This is a genomic window from Nocardia sp. NPDC055321 (genome assembly GCF_053645575.1).
The window spans coordinates 24,451-45,353 of sequence record NZ_JBSHMS010000027.1 but is presented as its reverse complement, the minus strand read 5'-3'; the positions used below and the strand labels follow the sequence as shown (position 1 = coordinate 45,353).

Here is a 20,903-nt window from a genome sequence, read left to right as displayed (position 1 = left end):
CGACTGGCACTGGCCTGGGGCGTAATCCTGCTGGTCATCGCGTTCTGGTACTGGGTCATGAAGAACATCGGCACCTTCTGACCCGCGCGAGGGCACGAAGACCCGGGCGAACGGAACCTCGATGAGCACCGGTGAGCTGTCGAATCCGCAGGCGGTGGAACGCGGATGCGCGGTGACCGCCGTGGCGTTCTCCGAACGGCGCCGTGCGGGCGTGCGGCTCATCACCGGCCGCCACCGCGGCTTCGGCTTGAATCCGGCCCGCGACATGGTCCATGTCCCGTTCCCGGCGATCAGCCCGGAATGGAACCGGATAACGCTGACATGCGGTGTCGCACTGCAGTGTTCACCGTCCAAGGACCGTATCGCTCGATTCGCACTGCACGAGCTCTCACCACGCCAGCTCGGTGCGCTGTCCCTGGTCGAGGGTGGCGTCGCGGCGGGCTGGATCGCGGACCGGCTGCCGGGTCTGCTGCCGGAACTCCGGCGTGCCCTGCCCGAGCTCGACATCGACGACCACAGCCTGCCGGGCGAGGAGATCCTCGGTCGCGCAATCGATCTGGCACGCTCACGGCAACCACTCGCACCACATCCGCTGCTGGGCCGCCCGCCGCTGGCGGCCCCCGGGCGCGGAGCCTTCGCGGCCGCGATCCGCCGGGTGCACGCGCGCATGCCGTGGACCTCCCCGCGCAGTGACACACCCCGGCTCATGTCGGTCCCGGTCGGAGGCGACGGCGGAGACCGCAATTCGAATCTGCCGCCGCCGAGCCGGCCCGAGAACGACGAGATCGAGATCCGGGCGCACGAGCGCGCCGGAATCCCCTACCCGGAATGGAATCTGTGGACCGGCGCGTTCCTGCCCGACCACGTCGCGGTCCTGGAACGCAAACACGCCACCCGGCAATCCCCGGTCGCGAACGTCTCGCCGGACATCCGCCGCTGGTTCGCCGAGCACACACACCGTGCCATGCGCACGGGCCTCGAGGACGGGTCCGACCTCGACATCGACCGCTACGTGAACCATTTCGTCGATCTGAGAACGGGAGTGGGTCAGCAACCACGCTTCTTCCGCGACCTGCTGCCCAGTTCGCGCGATGTCACCACGGCCCTGCTGCTGGACGGCAGTTCCTCCCTCGGAATCCATGGGGGCCGGCTGTTCCGCTTGGAACTCGAGTGCGCGGACGCCCTCTCCCGGGCCATGACCCTTGCCCGGGAGCGACACGGCATCTTCGTCTTCACCGGCAACACCCGCCATCGCGTAGAGGTCGGCTGCCTCAAGGACTTCGACGACCCGCACTTCGTCGATCCCGGCACCCTGGGCTTGCTGACCGGCGGCTACACCCGGCTCGGCGCGCCCCTTCGACATCTGACCCGGCGCCTGCTCGAGCAGCCTTCGCAACGCCGCCTGGCCATCGTCATCGGCGACGGCCTCATGTCGGACGAAGGCTACGAGGGCCGCTACGCGTGGGCCGACGTCGCCCATGCCGTCGAGGAAGCCGAGGACGCGGGCGTCTTCCTCTATTACATCGGTGTCGGCCCCACCCGCGTGGACCCACTTCCCGAGGTCTTCGGCGTACGCCGATCGACACGAATCCGCCGGGTGGACGAACTCCCCCGGGTCCTTGCCCATATCCATCGCGAGTTGGTGGCCCAATGACATCCGATCCGTATTTCTCCAGCGGCACCGAAGTGCGGCTGTTCGAACGCGCGCACCGGCAGCGTCTGCCGGTGATCCTCACCGGGCCGACCGGTTGCGGCAAAACCAGATTCGTCGAGTTCATGGGCCGCCAACTCGGACGGCCCGTGGTCACCATCAGCTGCCACGACGATCTCACCAGCTCCGATCTGGTGGGGCGCTTCATCGTGGCCGGCGGTGACGTCGTCTGGACCGACGGCCCACTGACCCGAGCCGTCAAATCCGGCGCGATCTGCTATCTCGACGAGGTCGTCGAGGCACGCCACGATTCCCTCGCGATCCTGCACTCGCTCACCGATCATCGACGGACGCTCTACCTGGACCGCGCCGGCGAAATCGTCGTCGCCCCGGAGCCGTTCATGCTCGTCTGCTCGTACAACCCGGCCTACCGCAGTTCCCTCAAAGAACTCAAACCGTCCTTCCGCCAACGGTTCCTGACCATCGCGATGAACTATCTGCCGCCGGAGCGCGAGGCCGAGGTCGTCGCCGCCGAAGCGGGAGTCGAGATTTCCGTCGCACGGCGACTCGTCCACTGCGCCACCAGCATTCGACAGGCCGATCAAGCCTTTCACTTCGAACCCCCGTCCACCCGCGTATTGGTCGCCGCCGCCCGCCTGATCGCCGACGGCGCCGACGAGCTCGAAGCCGCACAGGTGTGCGTCCTGGCGCCGCTGAGCAGCGACGGCGCCATCCACGACGGCCTGCGCGAGATCGCGGCCGCGCACCTGTTCGCATCCACCGACCGGCCCGTGCCCGCACCGTAGGAGAAGCAGTGAACGAACAAGACCGACAACGTAAACGCGCACTGATCGTCTTCCAGATCGTCATCTACGGCTATCTGCTGGCCATGTTCCTCATCCAGGTGAACATGTACTTCACCCGCGACTGGTAGGAGTCGTCGTGAACCTCCCGAAACTCAACCTTCGCCGCGCGCCCGCGGGTGCGGCCGTTCCGAGCGAGCGAACCGCACCGGGATCGGTGTCCTTCGATCAGCACGAAGAGGAAAGCCGACTCGCGCAGCGCCGGGCCGATTTCTGGCTGACCGGCGGCACCCTGCTCATGGGAACGTTCGTGCTCGGCATCTTCGGCCTGCCGCTGTTCCTGCGCGGTGTCTGGCTCCAGCGGCAGGCGCAGCGCGACGGACTGTCGGTCCGCCCGATCATCGTCACGCTGATCGGCTACCTCGTCATCCTGGATGCCTTCCTCAACAGCATCGGCTGGGTGCTGGACCTGCTCGCCAACCACACCCTCGTCACCCGCGTGTTCTTCACCGCGTGGGGCAATTTCGTCGACAACGGATACTTCTGGCACTACAACGAATTGTGGATCGGCGGCTCCAGCGCGCCCGGTGAGAAGGGCTGGGAGATCGCGCTGATCTTCGTGGTGTTCCCCATGCGCGTCGCCGCGGCGATCGCGTTCCTGCAGATGAAGCGCTGGGGTCACCAGTGGCTGACCGTGACCTGCTGGTTCGGCGTTGTCATCTGGGTCGGCTACGTCGCGAACATGACCATGTACGCCGATATTCGGTTCGAGGGCACGGTACTCCCGGTCTTCGGCTGGTGGTTGTACGACATCTTCTACATCACCCCGTTCCTGGCCATCCCCTATCTGCACACGGTCAACCGCGAGATCTTCTCCGATTGACCGGCCACGAATCATCGACGGCCACAGGAGTTCACCCATGAGTACCGCACCATCCGGTTCCGCTGCCTCCCCCGAGGCGGAATTGCCACCCGGCACCACTCCCGCTTTCGCGCGCATGCACAAATGGCTCAAACGCGGCATCTTCGTCTGCCTTTTCGCACTGGTCATCGAAGGCGCGTTCACCGTCCCCGCGCTGGCCCTGTGGTACGGCTGGCCCACCCTGTCACTCACCGAGATATGCAGCGAGATGATGAAAGTCCGCTACTCCGACGACACCCTGGAGTGTGACCAGCCCTATCCGATCGGCAAACCGTCGGAAGGAACCGATCAGCGGACCGCGAAAGACGAGTGGGGCGTGCAACCCAAGCCCGGCTACGACCGAATCGGATTCCGGGAACTCGTCCGCAATCGCGACGAACGCGTCGCACGCGAACAAGCCCAGAATCCGGCACAGCGCTGAAATAGCCGACTGGACCGCGTGATTGCGATGGAGTCGTGAGCTCGCGGCTCAGCCGAGCAGGCGGCGGGTCGCCTTCTCCATGCGTTCGGCCACCTCCGAGTAGGACAGATGCCCCATGCCCGCCTGCAGCATCGCGCCGTAGTACAGCATCTCGAGGTACTCCAGATCGTCGCTGCTGTCCGAACCCAGGGCCTCGACCAGGCGGGAGTGGAGCTCGCCGCCGATCCGCAGGCGCAGGTGGGCCACGTCGGCGTCGTTGCCGAGCAGGGCCTGGCTGATCGCGGCGGCCAGGGCGGGCTCGTCGGCCACCAGCATCGCGGCCTGGCCCAGGACCGCTACCGCGCGACCCGCGGGGTCGGTGTCGGACAGCTCGACCGCGGGGGCGGCGATCAGGCGGCGCCAGTACACCTCGGCGATCAGGTGTTCCTTGGAGGAGAAGTAGGTATACGCGGTTGCGGTGCCGATCCCGGCCTCGGCGGCGATCAGGCGAATCGTGGTGGCCGCGTAGCCTTCTCGGGCCAGGACGGTCACGGCGGCCTTGGTCAGGCGGTCCACGGTCGCGGCCTGCTTCCCGCTCAGGCGACGCCGGGTGGCCTCCAGATTGTTCGGTACAGGAGCAGACATATGTCCAAAACTACTACCGACACGTGTCCAGAACAATTCGTCCTCCGGCTGACCGGCCGATTCGCGCTAGTGACGCGTGCGCACCCGCTCGTCGTAGGACGCCCGCGCGGTCCGATCGACCTCGTCCAGGAAGATCCGATCGACGCCCAGACGGCGGGTGATGGCGTCGCCGACCGGGCGCGGAGTCAGCTTGTCCAGGGCCGCGAGCCAGCCGGCGCGGCGGGTCACCGTCACGCGCCGGCGGGGACGGGAGAGCAGGCGCGCGACCGCGCGGGCGACATCGGCCGGCTCGGCCAGCAGACCGAGCGGCGCGCGGGTGCCCGCGATCATCTCGGTGCGGGTGAAGGTCGGCAGCACCGCCGAGAACCGCACGCCGCTGCCGTGCTGCTCCCGGCGCATGGTCTCGGTGAAACTCAGCACCGCCTGCTTGCTCGCACAGTAGGTCGCCATGCCCGGGGTCGGGTTCTCCCCGGCCAGCGAGGAGATGTTCACGACGTGCCCGCGTCCGCGCGAAAGCATGCCCGGCAGGACGAGTTTGGTGCCGAGCATGACCCCGTAGACGTTGATGTCGAGGATCCCGCGGGTCAGCGCGTCCGGCTCCTCGGTGAAGCGCCCGACCGGCATCACGCCGGCGTTGTTGATCAGCACGTCGATCGCGCCGACGTCGCGTTCGGCCCGGCGCAGGAACTCCGCGAAGGAGTCGGCATCGGTGACATCGAGGGCGAACGCGCCCGCGAGCCCGAGCGCGGCGGCGGTATCCGCGGCCGCGCTCGCGTCGAGGTCTCCGATGACGACGAGGGCGCCGCGGGCGGTCAGTTCCGCCGCGATCGCCCGGCCGATCCCGCGGGCTCCCCCGGTGACCGCGACGATGCGGCCGGTGATCGATGCGCTCATCGGCGTGCGCTACCTCCTACGTGTGAACGGACTCGAACCAGGCGATATGGCGGTCGTCTCAGCCTCGATCCATTGCCTTGTAATGATGTCCAGAATAGCATCTAGACTTGTGTCCGAAAAACTGTCCAGTGTGGCCGGGGGTGCCCGGCGGTCCCAGCACGACAAGTCCGAAATGTTCGAGCGCATAGTCGATGCCGCGGTCCGGGTGCTGGCCCGCGGTGGTTTCGACGGATTGACCCTGCGGATCGTCGCCCGGGAGGCCGGCATCGGCACCGCGACGGTCTACAGCTACTTCGATTCCCGCGAACAACTGCTCGCGGAGGTGGTGTGGCGCGCGCTGTCGCTACCGACCCTGCGACGCACGATCGCACCCGGCGGCGAGGCCGAGCAGACTCCGCTGACCATGGCCACCGCCGCCACGATGCTCACCCCGGCGGTCGCCGAACCCGATCTGATCGACATGCAGCAGCGGCTGACCGATCGAATCCGCGGCCGCATCGACGCGGCGATCGGCACCGGCAGCGATCCCTTCACGTCCCGGCGGCTGGAGAAGATCTACGTCGAGTCCCTGATCGACGCCGCGATGGGTTACTCGACCCGTATGCGCGGCGAAAACGCCACGCCCACCATCGAACCGGTGCCCGAGGACCGCTGAAGCGGGAGCTTCCGGCGATGCCTGCCGTGGTCATTCGGCATCGCCGGCACTCGCGGCCCGGCACGGAAACGACACTGCCGCGCAACCGGGCACCGAATCCGGTGCGGTTGCGCGGCAGCGACTTTCGCTCTTCTCAGGAGCGGGCGGCGGCCCCGACCTCGTGATCGGGCGCGCGACTCCCGATGAACTCCTTGGCCCATCGATAGTCCGGCTTTCCGCTGGGCGAGCGCGTCACCGTGGTCGCGATCCACAGCGTGCGCGGGGTCTTGTACCCCGCCAGATGGGCGCGCACGTGCCCGGTGAGCGCCTCGAAATCGAGCACGGCTCCCTCGGTCGTGGCGATCACCGCCGCGACCTGCTGACCCCAGCGCTCGTGCGGCACACCGACGACCACCGCGTCGAAGACACTCGGGTGCGCCTTGAGCACGCTCTCGACCTCTTCGACGAACACCTTCTCCCCGCCGGTGTTGATCACCATGTTGCCGCGCCCGATGAGGGTGATCGAGCCGTCGCTCTCGACCCGGGCACGATCGTCGGTGACAACCATCCGGGCGCCGTCCACGGTCTTGAACAGCCGGCGCGACTTCTCCTCGTCCTTGTAGTAGCCGAGCGGGACCGCCCCGGTCTTGGCCAGCCAGCCCTGCTCGCCCGGCGGCACCGGGATACCGGAGTCGTCGACCACCACCGCGCCGCGCCCGACCTGCACGCGCGGGCCGCGTCCGGGATCGTCGTCCTTGGTGGCGAATCCGATACCGCCGAAACCGGTTTCGGACGAACCGATGGAGTCGGAGACCAACGCGTTCGGGAACTGCTCGAGCAGCCGGTTCTTCACCGGCTGGGACAGCAGCGCCGCCCCGGAAGCGATGACCACCAGCGAGCTCGCGTCCACCGGCGACGCGGCGAGCTCGTCCAGCAGCGGGCGCGCCATGGCGTCGCCGGTGATGACCATGACCGCGGGCCGTTCCCGCTCGATCGTCGCCCAGATCGTGGCCGGGTCGAAGCGGGATTCGTAGATCAGGGTGTTGCCGCTCCACAGGGCGTTGAAGGTCGGCATCATCGCCGCGGCGTGAATGAGCGGAGGCAGGATCAGCCACGTCATCGGTTCGTTCTTCGCGCCGACCTGCGACTGCTGGAACTCGTCGGCCACCGGTTCGCCGGTGTAGAAGTCGATCCCGCCGCCGAGCACCCGCCACATGTCCTCCTGACGCCACATGACGCCCTTGGGCATGCCGGTGGTGCCGCCGGTGTACATCATGAACAGGTCGTCGGAGGTGCGCTCGGCCGCGGGCCGGGTCGTCACCGGCGACAGTACCGATTCATAGTGTGCCGCTGTGGTTTCGATGTTCCCGCTGTCGAGGTCGTCCTCGACCACGATGGCGCGCCGGACCCGCGGCGAGCGGCTCAGCGCGGCGCCGACTGCGCTCGCGTAGCTGCGGTGGAACACCAGGGTGTGCAGGTCGGCGTTGTCGTAGATGTAGGTCAGCTCTTCGGCGCCGTACCGGTAGTTGATATTGATCGGCACCGCGCGCACCTTGAAGCACGCGATGAGCGTTTCCATGGTCTCGATGCTGTTGTGCATCTGGAACCCGACGTGGGTGCCGGGCGCCACGCCGATCGAGGTCAGGTGGTGCGCGAGCCGGTTGGCTCGAATGTCGAGCTCGCGGTATGTGATTCGCCGGTCACGGTGGATCAGCGCGATGCGTTCGGGCATCGCGTCGACCGCGTGCTCGAACAGGTCAGCGAAGTTGCACGCCATGGCAATTCATCTTTCATCGGGGTGTCAGACCACGGTCAGCGGCAGCGGGATGCCGCGATCGGCGAAGCGGAAGTCGGCGCCGGTGCTGAAGCGGGTGATGGCCACCTCGCCGGATTCGCGGAAGGGCTGTTCCGCGAGCAGGAATCCGAGGGCGAGTTCGTCGTCGGTGTCGGCGGTGACGTGGACGGTGTAGCGCGGGTTGACCCCGCGGGCCATGGCCTCGATCGCCGCCAGGTGCTCGGCGTCCAGCAGGGACGGCCAGACGCGGTCGCTGACGGCTCCGCTGCGCTTGGGCAGGCGCAGCCGCACCCCGATGTCGGCGTGATCGACCTGAACACCGGTGTAGCACAGCGGATTCCACGCCGGGTGCAGGCGCAGGACCTGCGCCAGCGCGGTATCGTCGTCGCCGAGTTCGAGTGCGTCGCGCAGGCGTTCGGAGGTCAGGCCCGCGATTCCGGCGAACTGTTTGCGCCCGATGTCCGCGGCGGCGTCGACGTCGGTACGCGAGCCGATCGCGATGAGGAAGCCCAGGGCCAGCAGATGATGCTGCAGGCACACCTCGTCGGCCATGCGGATCAGCGCCGACCGGGAGAAGTCGCTGAACCGCAGGTCACTCAGCAGCGGGCCGGTGTAGTCGCCCTGCCCGGGGTCGTCCGGGTCGATCGGATCCAGAACCACATGCGCGGCATGCGATTCCGAGACGATGTCGAAGTTCGCCGGAATCGGCGGCGGAACGTGGGACTCGTCGATGATCACGGTCCACGCGCACACCGGGGTCCGGTCGGCCGGCACCCGGGGCGGGCGGTGGATCGGGCGGACCTGGGCGCGCGGATTGGTGGCCAGGGCGGTGGCGTCGAAGGTCGGGTCCTCGATGTCGTGGCACATCGATCGGACGTAGTCCGGTCCCATGGGTTCCACGTCCGCCAGCGCGCCACAGTGATCGAGCCAGAACTCCCCGTGGTCGCGGTCCTGGATCCGGTAGCGGAAGTCCATGAACTGCGGGGGCGCGCCGATGTCGAGTTGCAGTCCCTTGAAGATGGTTTCGACGCTGTCGCCGGTGTATCCGAGCGCGCGCTGCATGCGCCGGGTGTAGACCGGGCTGGCGACCTGCCATTCCTCGATCGCCACCTGGGCCATGCCCTCGCGCCCGAAGGCGCCGATGGTGTGCGCCATGCCCGAGCGGTCGATGAGGTGACCGCTGAGCAGCAACTCCGGAACCAGGACGGCCAATTGTTCCCGGGTCAGGTCCGCGAACGCGCTGCGCCGATCGGGCGCGTCACTCACCACAGCGGCACCGGACCTTTGCCGATCTTGTACCAGCCGGGCAGCGGGTCGCCGGAGGTGGCGCGGGTGATGCGCTTGTTCATGCCGTCGGACAGCGCGTTGGCGGTCATCATCTCGAGGAACAGCGCGCTCACGTTGCCGAAGTCGAAGAAGTCACGCTGCCAGGACCATTGGAAGTTGCCGCCGTAGCGGAACCAGCTGCCGCCGATGCCCTCGGGCGAATAGTGGGTGCCGTCGGCACGTTTCGCGTCGGCGACCTGCTTCCACAGCCCGATCACGTTGCCACTGCGGTCGTCGATCACCACGTCCTGGTACGGGTAGGTCCAGCCCTCGAGGCCGTCCATCTCCAAACCGATGGCGATGTCGCGGATCTCGTCGCGGCCCACGGCCATGAACTCGTCCTTGGGCCCGTAGTTCCAGCCGTAGGTGGCGTCCTCGGTGTAGTACTCCGCGAGCGGCCGCCAGTCGCCGGCGGCCTCGCACTCCTTGTTGGCCTGCAACCAGCGGCGCACCATCTCGTCGAGTTCGGCGCGATCGAAATCAGGCATTTCCGTTGACCTTTCGTTCTACGTGACCGGCGGTCACGCGTCGTTGTCGATGATCGACAGTGCTTGGGTGGGGCAGTAGCGGACCGCGTCCAGGACCTGGGCGCGAACCTCGGGGCCGGGCTCGGCGTCGAGGAGCTCGACCGGGCCGCGGCGGGGGACGGAGAACACCTCGGGGGCCTCGGCCGCGCACACCGCGTGGCCCTGGCACAGATCCCGGTCGACCACGATCCTCATGACGCACCGCCGTTCTCACGGGGCGTGACCCGGGCTTCGGGCTGAACCTCGGTGAGCTGGATGTGCGCGCCGCGCGGCGCCGAGACCACCGCGACCACGGCCGAGGCCAGGTTCGCCGGCTTGAGCATTTCCGAATGCCGGGCGAATCCCCACTTGTCCCAGTCCGCGAGCAGCGGCCCGATGACCTCGGCGGTGGAGTCGGTGCCCATGGCGGTCAGGGTCGGACCGGGGCGAACGAGCGAGGCGCGCACGCCGGTGCCCTCGAGTTCCATCCAGAGCTGGCGGACCATCGACTCGAGGCCGGACTTGGCCGCGGGGTAGGCGCCCGATCGCGGGCGCGGCGCGGTGGCGGTGTCGGAACTGATGAGCACGAAGTCGCCGCGCTCGCGCTCGAGCATGCCGGGCAACACCCGATGGGCCAGGCGCTGCGGGCCGACCAGGTGCAGATTCACCTGCTGCAGGTACTGCTCCGGGGTGAGTTCGTGGACCAGGCCGAACACCAGGTGCCCGGCGGCGGACACCACGATCTCGGTCGGGCCGAACTCGGCCTCGGCGCCGGTGACGAACTCGTCGACCGACGCGGTATCGGTGACATCGACCCGAAGTGCCTGCGCCGCACCGCCGTCGGCACGGATCTTCTCCGCCAGCAGTTGGCATTCGTCGAGGCGGCGGGCGCCGAGCACGACCGGGTGGCCGAGTTCGGCCAGGGCGATGGCGGTGGCGGCGCCGATTCCCGAGGAGGCGCCGGTGACGATGGCGGGGCGGCGTTCGGGCTGGGGTGCGAAGCGGGGCATCAGGCGTTCTCCGTGGTGATGGGCAGGGTGGCGAAGCCGCGCACATTGGTCGAATGCACGCGCACGATTCCGGATTCGTCGAGGGTGTAGTCGCGCACGCGGGACACGAACGCGCGCAGCGCGACGATCGCTTCCAGCCGGGCCAGGTGCGCGCCGAGGCAGAAGTGCACGCCCGCACCGAAACTGGAGATCGCGCCCTTCTCGGGGCGGTCGATCCGGAAGACGTCGCCGTCGGGGAAGACCTCGGAGTCCCGGTTGGCGGATCCCATGAGCAGCAGCACTTTCGAGCCGGCGGGGATGGTGCGGCCGTACATCTCGAGGTCGACCGCCGCGCTGCGGGCCACGATCTGGCTCGAGGTGTCGAAGCGCAGGGTTTCCTCCACCCAGTCCGGGACCAGGTCGGGGTCGGCGACGACCTTGGCGTACTCGCCGGGTGTGCGCCCGGCCCAGTACAGGGCGTTGCCGAGCAGTTTGGTGGTGGTCTCGTTCCCGGCGACGACCATCAGGAACATGAACCCGATGATCTCCTCGTCGGTCAGGCGATCACCCTCGATCTCCGCGTCCAGGAGGGCCGAGGTGAGGTCGTCGGTACGTTCGGCGCGGCGGGCGGTGACCATCTCGCTGTAGTAGACGATCAGCTGCAGCGAGGCGTCGATCGCGCTGTGCGGCACGTCCATGACGCCGTCGTCGCGATGCACGACCAGGTCCGCGAGCCGGCGGATCTCCGCGCGGTCCGAGACCGGCACGCCCATGAGTTCGGAGATGACGTCCATGGGGAGCTTGCCCGCGAAATCCTCGATCCAGTCGAAGGTTCCGCGTTCCAGGGCGGGTTCGAGGTGTTCGCGGGTCAGCTCCTCGATCCGCGCCTCCATCTCGGTGACCCGGCGCGGGGTGAAGCCCTTGAAGACCAGTCGCCGCATGCGCATGTGCCGGGGGTCGTCCATGGCCAGGAAGGACATCGTCCGGTGTGCGTGCGGGCCCCAGGCGGCGGGATCGAGGGAGACGCCCATCGCGCTCGAGAGCCGCACGTTGTCGCGGAATCCGGCGATGACGTCCGCGTGCCGCGACAGTGCCCAGAAGTCGAGGTCCGGGTTGTAGTACAGCGGCGCCTCGGTGCGCAGGCGCTCGTAGGTCGGGTACGGATCGTCGTGGAACCCGTAGTCGTAGGGGTCGAAAGTGAACGGCTCCAGTGAGGCCGAAGTCATCACGGGCACCTCGAATTCGCTAGTTCGTGCTTCCGGTTCCGGGGCTGCCCCGTCCGGACGGACTGAAGACTGGACATGTGTCTGGACAGTATCACCGACATAGGTCCATAACAATGGTCATCGGGCAGCCACCGCGCCCCGGGCCAGATCCACCATGTCGCGGGCGCGCACGAACTTCACGCGCGGACGCCCCGCGGCGGCACCGGCGGCCTTCTCGGCGGCGTCCACGGTCATCCAGCCCGCGCGATCCACATGATCCGGGCAGCGGCCGGTGAGCAACTCCTCGAACGAATCCCGTTCGCGCACCGGGCGATCCAGCTCCCCGGCCAGGAAGTCCGCGATCAGCTGGGTCACCGTCTCCTCGGCGTCGCCGCGGTTGGTACCGATCACCCCGCGCGGCCCGCGTTTGATCCAGCCCGCGGTGTAGACCCCGGGCACGGTCGCGCCCAGGGCGTCCACGACCCGGCCCAGCCGGTTGGGAATCACGGCGGCCCCCGGATCGAAGGGCACGTCGGGTACCGGGACCCCGCGATAGCCGACCGCGCGCACGATCAAGCGCGCGTCCAGGGTCTCGGTGGGCGGTGAATCGGCCGCGGCGCCGGTGCGCTCGACGCGAATACCGGTGGCGCACTGATCGCCCGCGACCTCGCGCGGAGTGGCCAGGAACCGGAAGACGATGCGTTTGTTCCCGCTCGTGCGCGGGCGGGCCGCGTACTCGGCGGCCAGGCTCAGTTTCAGGCGCAGTGCCGGATCGGTGTCGGGATCGGCGAGGGCGGCGGTGACCTCGGCGTCGATGTCGGCCGGATCGATGATCACGTCCACGCCCTCGAGGTGCCCCAGGGCCAGGAACTCGGGACCGGTGAACGCTGCGTGGACGAGCCCCCGCCTGCCCAGCAGCACAACCTCTCGAACGGCGCTGTGCCGCAACGCTTCCAGGGCGTGGTCGGCGATGTCGGTGCGCCCCAGCCGGTCCGGGTCGACCGTCAGCACGCGGGCCACGTCCAAGGCGACGTTGCCGTTGCCGACGACGACCGCGCGCTCACCCGCGAGGTCGAATACGCGGTCCGCGCGGTCCGGATGCCCGTTGTACCAGGCGACGAACTCGGTGGCGGAATGACTTCCGGGCAGATCCTCACCGGCGATGCCGAGCCGGCGATCGCCGGGGGCGCCGACCGCGTAGATCACCGCGTGGAAGTGCTCGAGCAGTTCGGCGTGGGTGATGTCGCGCCCGATGTCGACGTTGAGGTGCATGCGGACCGCGTCGCGTTTGAACGCGGCGTTGAATTGATCGATCACGCCGCGGGTTTCGGGATGGTCGGGCGCTACGCCGTAGCGCGCCAGCCCCCAGGGCGCGGGGGATTTGTCGAACAGGTCGACCTCGACCCGCCCGCGCCCGAGCAGCTGTTCGGCGGCGTAACAGGCCGCGGGTCCGGTGCCGACGATCGCGACCCGCAGGGGTGCGGCCTCGCGCGGCAGGCGCAGCGGAGTCGCGGCCGCGGTGATGTCGGTTTCGAGTGGATTGTGCGCGAAGTAGTCGGCATTGATCTCGGCATACCGGGACAGCGCGTCGGGGAGTTCGTCCGCGGCGAAGATCGCGTCCACCGGGCACGCTTCCACGCAGGCGCCGCAGTCGATGCACGTGTCGGGGTCGATGTGCAGCAGCTCGGCGGTGGCGAACGCGGCCTCGTCCGGGCGCGGTCGGATGCAGTCGACCGGGCATTCGACCACGCAACTGGCGTCGTTGCAGCATCGTTGGGTGATCACGTAGGCCATGGATGTCCTCACAGGTACGGAACCGAGGAAGCGATTCGGGGACGGGGCGCCGACGGCGGCCGAGTGCCGCGCGGGACATCTCGACTAACTCGGACAGCTATACGGACATATGTCCGGATACTATTTCCGACAGCGTTCCAACGCAAGGGTGGCCGGTCCGATCGCGGCGCAGAGCCGGGCGCGACGGTCCGCCGCCCCGCCTGTACAGCTGTCCATAGAACCGTCCATAATCGCTGTAGCGTCGACGAGGACCGGAGAGGAAGACATGAGAATCACCGCTGACATGATCGATCCGCAGCTACGCCGGACAGGGCTCGTGCTGCGCCGCTTCGGTTCCCGGATCGGCGATGCCCGGCTGCGCCGGGGCAGCCTCGCGCTGGGGCGGGTCACGGCGGTCGCGTATCGACGCAGGCCGCGCACCATGCGCGTGCGGGAGTTCCATATTCCGCGCGCCGACGGCTCACGGTTGCGCGTGATGGTCTACTCCCCGCTGACGCCGGCGCGCGACGCGACCGGGCTGCTGTGGTTCCACGGGGGCGGCTACGCCCTGGGCTCCCCCGAGCAAGACGCCGCGTTCTACCGCCGGATGATCACCGCCACCGGCTGCGTGATCGTGGCCCCCGCCTATCGCCTGAGCACCGCGCTCCCCTACCCCGCGGCATTGGACGACGCCTACGACGCCCTGATCTGGTTGCGCGACAACGCGGCTCGCCTCGGCGTCCGCGACGATCAGATCGCGGTGGGCGGGGAGAGCGCGGGCGGCGGCCTGACCGCCGCGCTGACCCTGCTCGCCCGCGACCGCGGCGAGGTGAACGTCGCGTTCCAGCTGCCGATCTACCCGATGCTCGACGACCGGGTGACGACCCCGTCTGCGGTGAACAACGACGCTCCCCTACTGGACAGCACGACACTGCGCTCGGCCTGGCGGCTGTACCTGGGCCGCGGGCACCTGCGCGACGACGTGCCGATCTACGCCGCGCCGGCCCGGGCCACCGATTTACGCGGTCTGCCACCGACTTTCACCTATGTCGGGGATCTGGAACCGTTTCTGGACGAGACCGCCGCCTACGTCAACAAGCTGCGGGACGCGGGCGTCCCCGTCGATTTCGAGATCTATCCGGGGTGCTGGCACGGGTTCGACCGGATCGTTCCCACCGCGGAGGTGAGCCGGCGCGCGTTGCGCTCGCGCGAGCGCTGGTTCCGGCACGCGGTGGCGTCGTACTTCGCACCCCAGCCGACACGGTCGACCGGGCTGGTCTGAGTGCCGGCGGGGTCCGGACGCTAGGTCGCGAAGTCGGGAACTCGGCGGTGGTGGAGCGCGTGGCTTGCGTCGAAGTCGAACGGCAGGTTGCCGAGGTCGTCGCCCGCGCGGTGGCGCTCGACCGCGTCGATGTTCGCGAAGAACTTGTCGAGGGTGCGCACCTGCCACTCCCCGGTCTCCCACGTCTGCCCCGTGACCATGATCGAGAACTCACAGTCGTCGAAGTACTCCGCGTCCGACGTGCATGCCTGGAAGGTCGTCATCGGCTCGATGTGGCCCTCGTCCGACGAATACGTGGACGGCGGATACACCCAGCACAGGACGTCCGGACCGGAGAAGTCGCTGCTGAAACACCATCCGCGTCGGAACAACCGCTCGGACAACGTCTCCGCGTCGAGGACGAACCCACGTTGACGGGCGTCGAAACCCTCGAACGAGGTGAAACCTCCGAGCAGGAACTCACGCACACTGTCGGTCGGGGCTGGGGAAACCGGTACCCCACACGGACCTTCCCACGCTGTCCATCGGGCCACGTCCCGCTCGAAAGCTTCGATGTCCCACAACCACTCGGGTGGCTCGAACGGCAGGACCTCCGCGGGAATCTCCCATCGCGGCAGATAGACGTCCCCGTGGAGGCTCTTGGCTTGACGGGTCTTTCGTCGAGCCTTTTTCTTGGCTGTCAGCTTACCCATCACGCGGTTCTATCAGCCACGATGCACACCTGCTGCTGAATGGCCGAGGTCGTCCGTTTCCGCACGATCGACCTCGGGGACGCGCCCGTGCCGCCGGCAGCGGAGCGCGTCCGCGATCCGCCGCGTCTATCCGCCGGCGGCCGAGATGATCAACTCGCTCACGGCGTCGGGTTCCGACACGCTCACCGCGTGCGACGCCACGATCTCGGTGGTCTTCGCGGACGCCCGTTCGGCCATGAACTGCTGAGCCTGGACGGGGATGTTCTTGTCGTTGGTGGTGAGCAGCGCGTAGGCGGGGATGGTCCGCCACGCGGCCGCTGCGGCGGGTTCCTGCAGGGCGGCCAGGGCGACGGGGCGCTGGGTTGCGGCCATCAGGGCGGCGGTCTCGGGTGCCACGTCGGCGGCGAACTGGGCGGGGAACTCGGCCTGGCGGATGTAGAGCTCGGTACCGGACTCGCCGTCGGGCAGCGGGTACCGGGCCGGGCTCGTGGTCGGGCCGAGCGTCGAGCCGGGGAACTTGTCGGTCAGCTCGAGCGCGCTCTCACCCTCGGCGGGGATGAACGCCGCGATGTAGACCAGCGCGGTGACGTTCGTCTTCCCGGCCGCGGCGACGGTGATGACACTGCCGCCGTAGGAGTGCCCGGCCAGCACCACCGGACCCTCGATCGAGTCCAGGACCGAGCCGACGTACGCGGCGTCGGAACTCAGCCCGCGCAGCGGATTGGCCGCGGCGACAACGGAATATCCCCGCTCACGCAGGTTCGCCACCACACCGTTCCAGCTGGAGGAATCGGCGAACGCCCCGTGCACGAGCACGATGGTCGGATTGTTTTCGGAGCTCACGGCTACCTTCCCTTTGGGGTGTCGTGCGGATCAGGACTCGTGCAGCGCGGCCCGCAGCACCGAGACCGCCTGTGCCACAGCGGCCTTCGCGGCGTGGGTGTCGTGCATCGAATTCACCATGACGAAGTCGTGGATGATGCCGCCGTAGCGCACCTGCGTCACCGGCACACCGGCGGCGCGCAGCTTGGCGGCGTACGCCTCGCCCTCGTCGCGCAGCACGTCGGCTTCACCGGTGATCACCAGGGCGGGCGGCAGACCCGCCAGCTGCTCGGTGGTGGCCCGCAGCGGCGACGCGGTGATCTCGGCGCGCTCGTCCGCGCTGGTGGTGTACTGGTCCCAGAACCACTGCATGCCTTCGCGAGTCAGGAAGTATCCCTCGGCGAACTGCCGGTAGGACTCGGTGTCGAAGTTCGCGTCGGTGACCGGATAGAACAGCACCTGCTGCACGAACGACAGGTCGCCGCGCTCCTTGGCCATGAGGGTCAGCGCGATGGCCATGTTGCCGCCGACCGAATCGCCCGCGATCGCGATCCGCGCGGGATCCAGGCCCTTGGTCGCGCCCTCGGTCGAAACCCACTGCGCGACACGGTAGGACTGTTCGTTGGCGACCGGGTAGCGCACCTCCGGGGAGCGGTCGTACTCCGGGAACACCACGGCCGCGTGGGCGCCGACGGCCAGATCCCGCACGAGGCGGTCGTGGGTGTGCGCGTCGCCGAACACCCAACCGGCGCCGTGCGTGTAGACGATGACGGGCAGCGTCTCGTCCGTGCCGCGTGGTTTGACGATCCGAGCCCGCACCGCACCGGTCGGACCGCCCTCGACGGTGATCCACTCCTCGTCGATGTCCGGCTTGTCGATCGGCGAATCCTGCACCGAGTCGACGGCCTTGCGGCCCTCCTCGGGAGGCAGCTGATAGAGGAAGGGCGGCTGCGAGGTCGCGTCCACGAATTCCTGCGCCGCCTGCTCGAGCGCGATTCCGAGCGGATTGCCTGCCATCTGAATTCCTCCGAAGCTGTTGTGCGGATGAAGAACGCCCCATCCAGCTTCCTCCGGGCAAACGGTTTCGCACCCCTCTCCAGCGGCCGTGAAAACCTCCGATCAGGACACGGCGGCCGGGAACTCCTCGGCCGGGTGCGGCGCGGCGACGGCCCCGGTGGACCGGAATCGCTGCTGGTACTTGCGCGGTGAGATCCCCAATCGCGCGACGAACGCGCGCCGCAGCGCCTCGGCGCTGCCGTATCCCGCCTCCATCGCGGCCTCGGTGACGCTGTGCCCGGCGTGCAGCATGTCCCGGGCGACGCCGAAGCGGATGAACGCGAGATATTCGGCGGGTGTGCGTTCGAGTTCGGAGCGGAAGAGCCGGGCCAGATGCCGCACGCTGACGCAGGCGTGATCGGCCAGGGTCTGCACGGTGTGCGGGAACGCGGGGTCCGCACAGATCAGATCGACGACCTTGCGCACGAGCGGACTACGGGGCGCGGGCCCGGTCAGCGAGGCGGAGAACTGCGACTGCCCACCCGAGCGCTGCATGTAGACCACCAGCAGTTGCGCCACCCGGCGCGCGGTGTCGGCTCCGAAGTCCTCCTCCACCAGCGCCAGCGCGAGATCGACGCCCGCCGCGACACCCGCTGAGCTGTACAGGTTTCCGTCGCGTACGAAGATCGCGTCCGGTTCGACCGTCACCGCCGGATACCGTCGCGCGAGCCCGGCGGCGAACTTCCAGTGCGTGGTCGCACGCCGCCCGTCCAGCAGGCCCAGTTCGGCCAGGATCGCCGCGCCGCTGCAGATCGAGGCGAGCCGGCGGGTGTTCCAGGACAGCTGCCGCGCCGCGGCGAGCACCTCCGGCGTGGCGAAGGTGGAGGGCGGCAGTTCGCTGCCCGGGATGATGACCGTATCGAACCGTCCGGCGTCCGCCGCCTTGCAGCTCACCTCCATCCGCGCGCCGATGGAGGTCTGCACGCTGTTCCCGTCCGCGGAGACGAGCACCACGTCGTAACCGGATACGGCCTGGTTCGCTTCCACGAAAACCTCGGCGGGCCCGGCGAAGTCCAGCATCTTGACGCCGTCGAACAGCAGGATGCCGACGCGGCGGCGAGTCTGGTCGGTGCTGTTGGTGGCCATGTCATCCATTGTTCTGGAGGCGCGGCTCCAGAACAAGCGGTGTGGTTCAGCGCACGCCGGTTGGTACGGTGACCGCTATGGGACGGCCACGACAGTTCGACGAATCGGAGCTGCTGGACGCCGCCACGGAGCTGTTCTGGACACGCGGTTTCGACGGCACGTCGGTGCAGGACGTCTCCCGCGCGAGCGGCGTCGGCAACGGCAGCATCTACTCGGCCTACGGCACCAAGCGCGGCCTGTTCCTGGCCGCCTTCGACCGCTACTGCGATCAGCGGGCAGCGTTCGTCCGCGATGTCGTGTCCCGCGCACCCGGCTCGGCGCGCGACGCGGTGCGAGCGCTTTTCGAGGCGGTCATCGCCGACTGCGCCGCACACCCCGACCAGCGCGGGTGCCTGATGATTAACAGCGTGGCCGAACTCGCCACCCGCGTCCCCGAGATTCGCCCGATCGGGGCGCGCACCATCGCGGCCATGGAACAGGGTGTCGCCGAACGTCTGCGCCGCACAGACCATTTCGGCGATGACGCGGCCGGCGCTTCCGCACACGGGGCCACCATCGTCGTGGTCGCCCAGGGCCTCATCCAGCTGAGCCGCCTGGGCGCACCGGGGCCACGGCTGCACGAGGTGGCCCGGGCTTCATGGCAGTCCCTGCCCGCCTCCTGGGCCGACGCGTAACCCGCCGCGATCGCGTCGCGACGTTGCCGCACAGGTGAGTTCGGACCCCACCCCGCCGGTCGGGGTCAGTGGCCGTGGGCTCCCACGATGCGGTGGATGACCGCGGTGCTCAAGCGAGCGGGTTCCGCTTCGGGGACCCAGTGGCCGACACCGGGAAGTTCCACGAACTCGTAGGGCCCGGTGACGTGGGCGGCGCAGGCGTGGGCGGCTGCCGGCGACACCGCCATGTCGTGGGTGCCCCACACGTAGGTGGTGGGCACGTGCACCGGAGGCACGTCGCTCCAGTCGGTGTCGCGGGCACGGTACCAGTTCAGGGCGGCCCCCATCGCGCCCGGTTCCGAGAGCAGCCGAATGTGTGCGTCGGCGATGTCGGGGGCGACGGCCTCGCCGTAGCCCAGGCGCAGGGCGGCGCCGTCGTCCATCAGGAGCGCGTCGGCGGTGCCGTCACGTTCCAGGAGACCGAAATACGCTGACATCTCCCGCTGTTCGGGATCGATGCGGATCGCGTGATCGAAGGCCGCGGGGTGCGGGACCGACACCGCTGTCAGGGACCTCACGCGATCGGGGTGCCGGGCGGCGACCGCCCAGGCCACGATCGCGCCCCAGTCGTGGCCGACCAGATGGACGGTGTCGAGTTCGAGTGCGTCGCACAGGGACACGACGTCCGCGACCAGTTCGCTCAGGCGGTACGCCTCGACCGTGTCGTGTCTGGCGCCGGCGGAATAGCCGCGCTGATTCGGCGCGTAACTGGTGATCCCGAACGCGCTCAGGTGCTCGGCCACCGCGCGCCAGGAGGCCGCGCTCTGCGGAAACCCGTGCAGCAGCACGGCCGAGTTGCGCTGGGCCGTGGAGACGGGGCCTGCGCGGTGAACCTCGAAGTTCGAGCCGCCAACCGGGACGAGCAGTGTCGGTGTCGCGGTGGTCATTTCGCCGGGAAGGCGTTCTGCAGGCCGCCGACCTCGGTGATCTTCCAGTCCGCGTTGCGGTCGATCGTCAGCGAGTAGGTGACCGTGGTGGTCGCGCCGTCGGGGGTCTGGGCGCTGGTCGAGCTCACCTCGAGGTAGGCGTTGACCTTGTAGATGCCGCCCGCCTCGGAGATGACAGCGGCCGAGAGCGGGGTGGCCTTGGAGGTCCACTGCAGCGGCAGCAGAATCTGTTCCAGTTGCGGGGCGGTGGCTTCGAACTTCGCGGCCAGCTGCGGGGTCGTGTCCGCCTGCAGGCGCGTGAGCCAGGCCTTGGTGTCACGGAAGTCGATGGTCGAGGCTCCCACCGCGTAGTCCGTCGCGACCTGCTGGGCGCGGCGGTCGTCGGCGGCCTTGGCGTCGCGGTCGGCCAGTTCGGATCGCGCGGAGTTGTAGAGCGCCCCGAGCACGATGATCACCACCAGCGGCAGTACGAGGACCAGCGCTTTCCGTAACGTGGCCAGCGAGATGGAGATCGAGCGCGGGCCGTCGTCCGGGGCGGGCGCGGACGCCGATCGGGCCGGGGTGGTACGCGTCGGCGCGGCCTTCGCCAGCACCGGCGGGGTCGCGGCGCTGTCCGCCACCGGCACCGTTCCCGCAGCGGGGGCCGGATCCGTCTTGCCCGCAGCGGCTTCCGAAGCGGTTCCCACCCCCGCCTCCGCCGGGCCGGACTCCGGCGTCGAAGGTCCCGGGCCGGCCTCGGTATCCGTGGGCGTCGCGGCGTCCGAATCGGTGGGTGTTGTCATCGCTGTGGTCCTCTCACCGGAAAGTGCTGTGTCCGAGTGG

22 protein-coding genes are annotated in these 20,903 nt (G+C 68.7%); 7 read left to right on the top strand and 15 right to left on the bottom strand.

All coding sequences use genetic code 11. The annotated features are described in order from the left end of the window. Window positions 1-121 precede the first annotated feature (121 nt). The 4 genes from ACWIGI_RS33240 to ACWIGI_RS33225 all read left to right on the top strand — a co-directional run bounded on the left by ACWIGI_RS33240 (window position 122) and on the right by ACWIGI_RS33225 (window position 3,797). A complete protein-coding gene (locus ACWIGI_RS33240) occupies window positions 122-1,654 on the top strand; it encodes a MorD protein (protein WP_454207096.1) in 1,533 nt (510 codons plus the stop codon). Further along, window positions 1,651-2,457, top strand: a complete 807-nt coding sequence (locus tag ACWIGI_RS33235; protein ID WP_454207094.1) for an AAA family ATPase — start codon at window positions 1,651-1,653, stop codon at window positions 2,455-2,457. The genes ACWIGI_RS33240 and ACWIGI_RS33235 overlap by 4 nt, the downstream gene beginning before the upstream one ends. A gap of 136 nt (window positions 2,458-2,593) precedes the next feature. After that, complete coding sequence (locus ACWIGI_RS33230; protein ID WP_454207092.1) at window positions 2,594-3,337, top strand: hypothetical protein; 744 nt, start codon at window positions 2,594-2,596, stop codon at window positions 3,335-3,337. 37 nt (window positions 3,338-3,374) lie between these two features. Then, the gene (locus ACWIGI_RS33225; protein WP_454207090.1) at window positions 3,375-3,797 is read left to right on the top strand and encodes a hypothetical protein; all 423 of its coding nucleotides are present in this window, start codon (window positions 3,375-3,377) and stop codon (window positions 3,795-3,797) included. A gap of 48 nt (window positions 3,798-3,845) precedes the next feature. On the opposite strand, the gene ACWIGI_RS33220 is transcribed toward ACWIGI_RS33225, so the two are convergent. Further along, window positions 3,846-4,421 carry a TetR/AcrR family transcriptional regulator gene (locus ACWIGI_RS33220; RefSeq protein WP_454207088.1) on the bottom strand — a complete coding sequence of 192 codons (576 nt, stop codon included), beginning with the start codon at window positions 4,419-4,421 and terminating at the stop codon, window positions 3,846-3,848. A 66-nt stretch (window positions 4,422-4,487) separates the two neighbouring features. Further along, window positions 4,488-5,315: an SDR family oxidoreductase gene (locus tag ACWIGI_RS33215; protein ID WP_454207086.1), complete on the bottom strand. Its 828-nt coding sequence runs from the start codon at window positions 5,313-5,315 to the stop codon at window positions 4,488-4,490. A gap of 109 nt (window positions 5,316-5,424) precedes the next feature. Here ACWIGI_RS33215 and ACWIGI_RS33210 point away from each other — a divergent pair, with 109 nt between their 5' ends. Next, window positions 5,425-5,970 carry a helix-turn-helix domain-containing protein gene (locus tag ACWIGI_RS33210; protein ID WP_454207084.1) on the top strand — a complete coding sequence of 182 codons (546 nt, stop codon included), beginning with the start codon at window positions 5,425-5,427 and terminating at the stop codon, window positions 5,968-5,970. Between the two features lie 133 nt (window positions 5,971-6,103). Here the strand turns inward: ACWIGI_RS33210 and ACWIGI_RS33205 are convergent, their stop codons facing one another. The 7 genes from ACWIGI_RS33205 to ACWIGI_RS33175 all read right to left on the bottom strand — a co-directional run bounded on the left by ACWIGI_RS33205 (window position 6,104) and on the right by ACWIGI_RS33175 (window position 13,564). Beyond that, entirely contained in the window at window positions 6,104-7,726 is a 1,623-nt protein-coding gene (locus tag ACWIGI_RS33205; RefSeq protein ID WP_454207082.1) for an acyl-CoA synthetase, read from the bottom strand. A 24-nt stretch (window positions 7,727-7,750) separates the two neighbouring features. After that, a complete protein-coding gene (locus tag ACWIGI_RS33200) occupies window positions 7,751-9,010 on the bottom strand; it encodes a hypothetical protein (RefSeq protein WP_454207080.1) in 1,260 nt (419 codons plus the stop codon). Then, window positions 9,007-9,558: a nuclear transport factor 2 family protein gene (locus ACWIGI_RS33195; RefSeq protein WP_454207078.1), complete on the bottom strand. Its 552-nt coding sequence runs from the start codon at window positions 9,556-9,558 to the stop codon at window positions 9,007-9,009. Before ACWIGI_RS33195 ends, ACWIGI_RS33200 begins: the two co-directional genes overlap by 4 nt. Before the next feature lie 33 nt (window positions 9,559-9,591). Then, window positions 9,592-9,792 carry a ferredoxin gene (locus tag ACWIGI_RS33190; protein ID WP_454207077.1) on the bottom strand — a complete coding sequence of 67 codons (201 nt, stop codon included), beginning with the start codon at window positions 9,790-9,792 and terminating at the stop codon, window positions 9,592-9,594. Next, window positions 9,789-10,586, bottom strand: coding sequence for an SDR family oxidoreductase (locus ACWIGI_RS33185; RefSeq protein ID WP_454207076.1), 798 nt, complete (start codon window positions 10,584-10,586; stop codon window positions 9,789-9,791). The genes ACWIGI_RS33190 and ACWIGI_RS33185 overlap by 4 nt, the downstream gene beginning before the upstream one ends. Then, a complete protein-coding gene (locus ACWIGI_RS33180; protein WP_454207075.1) occupies window positions 10,586-11,791 on the bottom strand; it encodes a cytochrome P450 in 1,206 nt (401 codons plus the stop codon). The genes ACWIGI_RS33185 and ACWIGI_RS33180 overlap by 1 nt, the downstream gene beginning before the upstream one ends. A 117-nt stretch (window positions 11,792-11,908) precedes the next feature. Next, the gene (locus ACWIGI_RS33175) at window positions 11,909-13,564 is read right to left on the bottom strand and encodes an FAD-dependent oxidoreductase (RefSeq protein ID WP_454207074.1); all 1,656 of its coding nucleotides are present in this window, start codon (window positions 13,562-13,564) and stop codon (window positions 11,909-11,911) included. A gap of 265 nt (window positions 13,565-13,829) precedes the next feature. On the opposite strand from ACWIGI_RS33175, the gene ACWIGI_RS33170 reads away from it, so the two are divergent. After that, window positions 13,830-14,825 (top strand): alpha/beta hydrolase, encoded by a 996-nt coding sequence (locus tag ACWIGI_RS33170; protein WP_454207072.1) that lies wholly within the window; start codon window positions 13,830-13,832, stop codon window positions 14,823-14,825. Between the two features lie 20 nt (window positions 14,826-14,845). Here the strand turns inward: ACWIGI_RS33170 and ACWIGI_RS33165 are convergent, their stop codons facing one another. The 4 genes from ACWIGI_RS33165 to ACWIGI_RS33150 form a co-directional block, all read right to left on the bottom strand. Continuing rightward, entirely contained in the window at window positions 14,846-15,517 is a 672-nt protein-coding gene (locus ACWIGI_RS33165) for a hypothetical protein (RefSeq protein WP_454207070.1), read from the bottom strand. A 126-nt stretch (window positions 15,518-15,643) separates the two neighbouring features. After that, entirely contained in the window at window positions 15,644-16,360 is a 717-nt protein-coding gene (locus ACWIGI_RS33160) for an alpha/beta fold hydrolase (RefSeq protein WP_454207068.1), read from the bottom strand. 30 nt (window positions 16,361-16,390) lie between these two features. Continuing rightward, the gene (locus ACWIGI_RS33155) at window positions 16,391-17,356 is read right to left on the bottom strand and encodes an alpha/beta hydrolase (protein WP_454207066.1); all 966 of its coding nucleotides are present in this window, start codon (window positions 17,354-17,356) and stop codon (window positions 16,391-16,393) included. Between the two features lie 102 nt (window positions 17,357-17,458). Next, window positions 17,459-18,481: a GlxA family transcriptional regulator gene (locus ACWIGI_RS33150; RefSeq protein ID WP_454207064.1), complete on the bottom strand. Its 1,023-nt coding sequence runs from the start codon at window positions 18,479-18,481 to the stop codon at window positions 17,459-17,461. A 77-nt stretch (window positions 18,482-18,558) separates the two neighbouring features. On the opposite strand from ACWIGI_RS33150, the gene ACWIGI_RS33145 reads away from it, so the two are divergent. Further along, window positions 18,559-19,155, top strand: coding sequence for a TetR/AcrR family transcriptional regulator (locus ACWIGI_RS33145; protein ID WP_454207063.1), 597 nt, complete (start codon window positions 18,559-18,561; stop codon window positions 19,153-19,155). Between the two features lie 65 nt (window positions 19,156-19,220). Here ACWIGI_RS33145 and ACWIGI_RS33140 read toward each other — a convergent pair whose 3' ends face one another. Next, on the bottom strand, window positions 19,221-20,081 hold the full coding sequence (locus ACWIGI_RS33140; protein WP_454207061.1) for an alpha/beta fold hydrolase: 861 nt from the start codon (window positions 20,079-20,081) through the stop codon (window positions 19,221-19,223). Continuing rightward, the gene (locus tag ACWIGI_RS33135; RefSeq protein ID WP_454207059.1) at window positions 20,078-20,863 is read right to left on the bottom strand and encodes a hypothetical protein; all 786 of its coding nucleotides are present in this window, start codon (window positions 20,861-20,863) and stop codon (window positions 20,078-20,080) included. Before ACWIGI_RS33135 ends, ACWIGI_RS33140 begins: the two co-directional genes overlap by 4 nt. Window positions 20,864-20,903: the final 40 nt, after the last annotated feature.

Bases quoted from the DNA above. Each gene is read 5' to 3' on its own strand.
- ACWIGI_RS33235 (WP_454207094.1), top strand. From the start codon at position 1,651: ATGACATCCGATCCGTATTTCTCCAGCGGCACCGAAGTGCGGCTGTTC.
- ACWIGI_RS33175 (WP_454207074.1), bottom strand. From the start codon at position 13,564: ATGGCCTACGTGATCACCCAACGATGCTGCAACGACGCCAGTTGCGTG.
- ACWIGI_RS33225 (WP_454207090.1), top strand. From the start codon at position 3,375: ATGAGTACCGCACCATCCGGTTCCGCTGCCTCCCCCGAGGCGGAATTG.
- ACWIGI_RS33140 (WP_454207061.1), bottom strand. From the start codon at position 20,081: ATGACCACCGCGACACCGACACTGCTCGTCCCGGTTGGCGGCTCGAAC.
- ACWIGI_RS33220 (WP_454207088.1), bottom strand. From the start codon at position 4,421: ATGTCTGCTCCTGTACCGAACAATCTGGAGGCCACCCGGCGTCGCCTG.
- ACWIGI_RS33180 (WP_454207075.1), bottom strand. From the start codon at position 11,791: ATGACTTCGGCCTCACTGGAGCCGTTCACTTTCGACCCCTACGACTAC.
- ACWIGI_RS33215 (WP_454207086.1), bottom strand. From the start codon at position 5,315: ATGAGCGCATCGATCACCGGCCGCATCGTCGCGGTCACCGGGGGAGCC.
- ACWIGI_RS33150 (WP_454207064.1), bottom strand. From the start codon at position 18,481: ATGGCCACCAACAGCACCGACCAGACTCGCCGCCGCGTCGGCATCCTG.
- ACWIGI_RS33155 (WP_454207066.1), bottom strand. From the start codon at position 17,356: ATGGCAGGCAATCCGCTCGGAATCGCGCTCGAGCAGGCGGCGCAGGAA.
- ACWIGI_RS33145 (WP_454207063.1), top strand. From the start codon at position 18,559: ATGGGACGGCCACGACAGTTCGACGAATCGGAGCTGCTGGACGCCGCC.
- ACWIGI_RS33135 (WP_454207059.1), bottom strand. From the start codon at position 20,863: ATGACAACACCCACCGATTCGGACGCCGCGACGCCCACGGATACCGAG.
- ACWIGI_RS33240 (WP_454207096.1), top strand. From the start codon at position 122: ATGAGCACCGGTGAGCTGTCGAATCCGCAGGCGGTGGAACGCGGATGC.
- ACWIGI_RS33195 (WP_454207078.1), bottom strand. From the start codon at position 9,558: ATGCCTGATTTCGATCGCGCCGAACTCGACGAGATGGTGCGCCGCTGG.
- ACWIGI_RS33170 (WP_454207072.1), top strand. From the start codon at position 13,830: ATGAGAATCACCGCTGACATGATCGATCCGCAGCTACGCCGGACAGGG.
- ACWIGI_RS33165 (WP_454207070.1), bottom strand. From the start codon at position 15,517: ATGGGTAAGCTGACAGCCAAGAAAAAGGCTCGACGAAAGACCCGTCAA.
- ACWIGI_RS33185 (WP_454207076.1), bottom strand. From the start codon at position 10,586: ATGCCCCGCTTCGCACCCCAGCCCGAACGCCGCCCCGCCATCGTCACC.
- ACWIGI_RS33205 (WP_454207082.1), bottom strand. From the start codon at position 7,726: ATGGCGTGCAACTTCGCTGACCTGTTCGAGCACGCGGTCGACGCGATG.
- ACWIGI_RS33190 (WP_454207077.1), bottom strand. From the start codon at position 9,792: ATGAGGATCGTGGTCGACCGGGATCTGTGCCAGGGCCACGCGGTGTGC.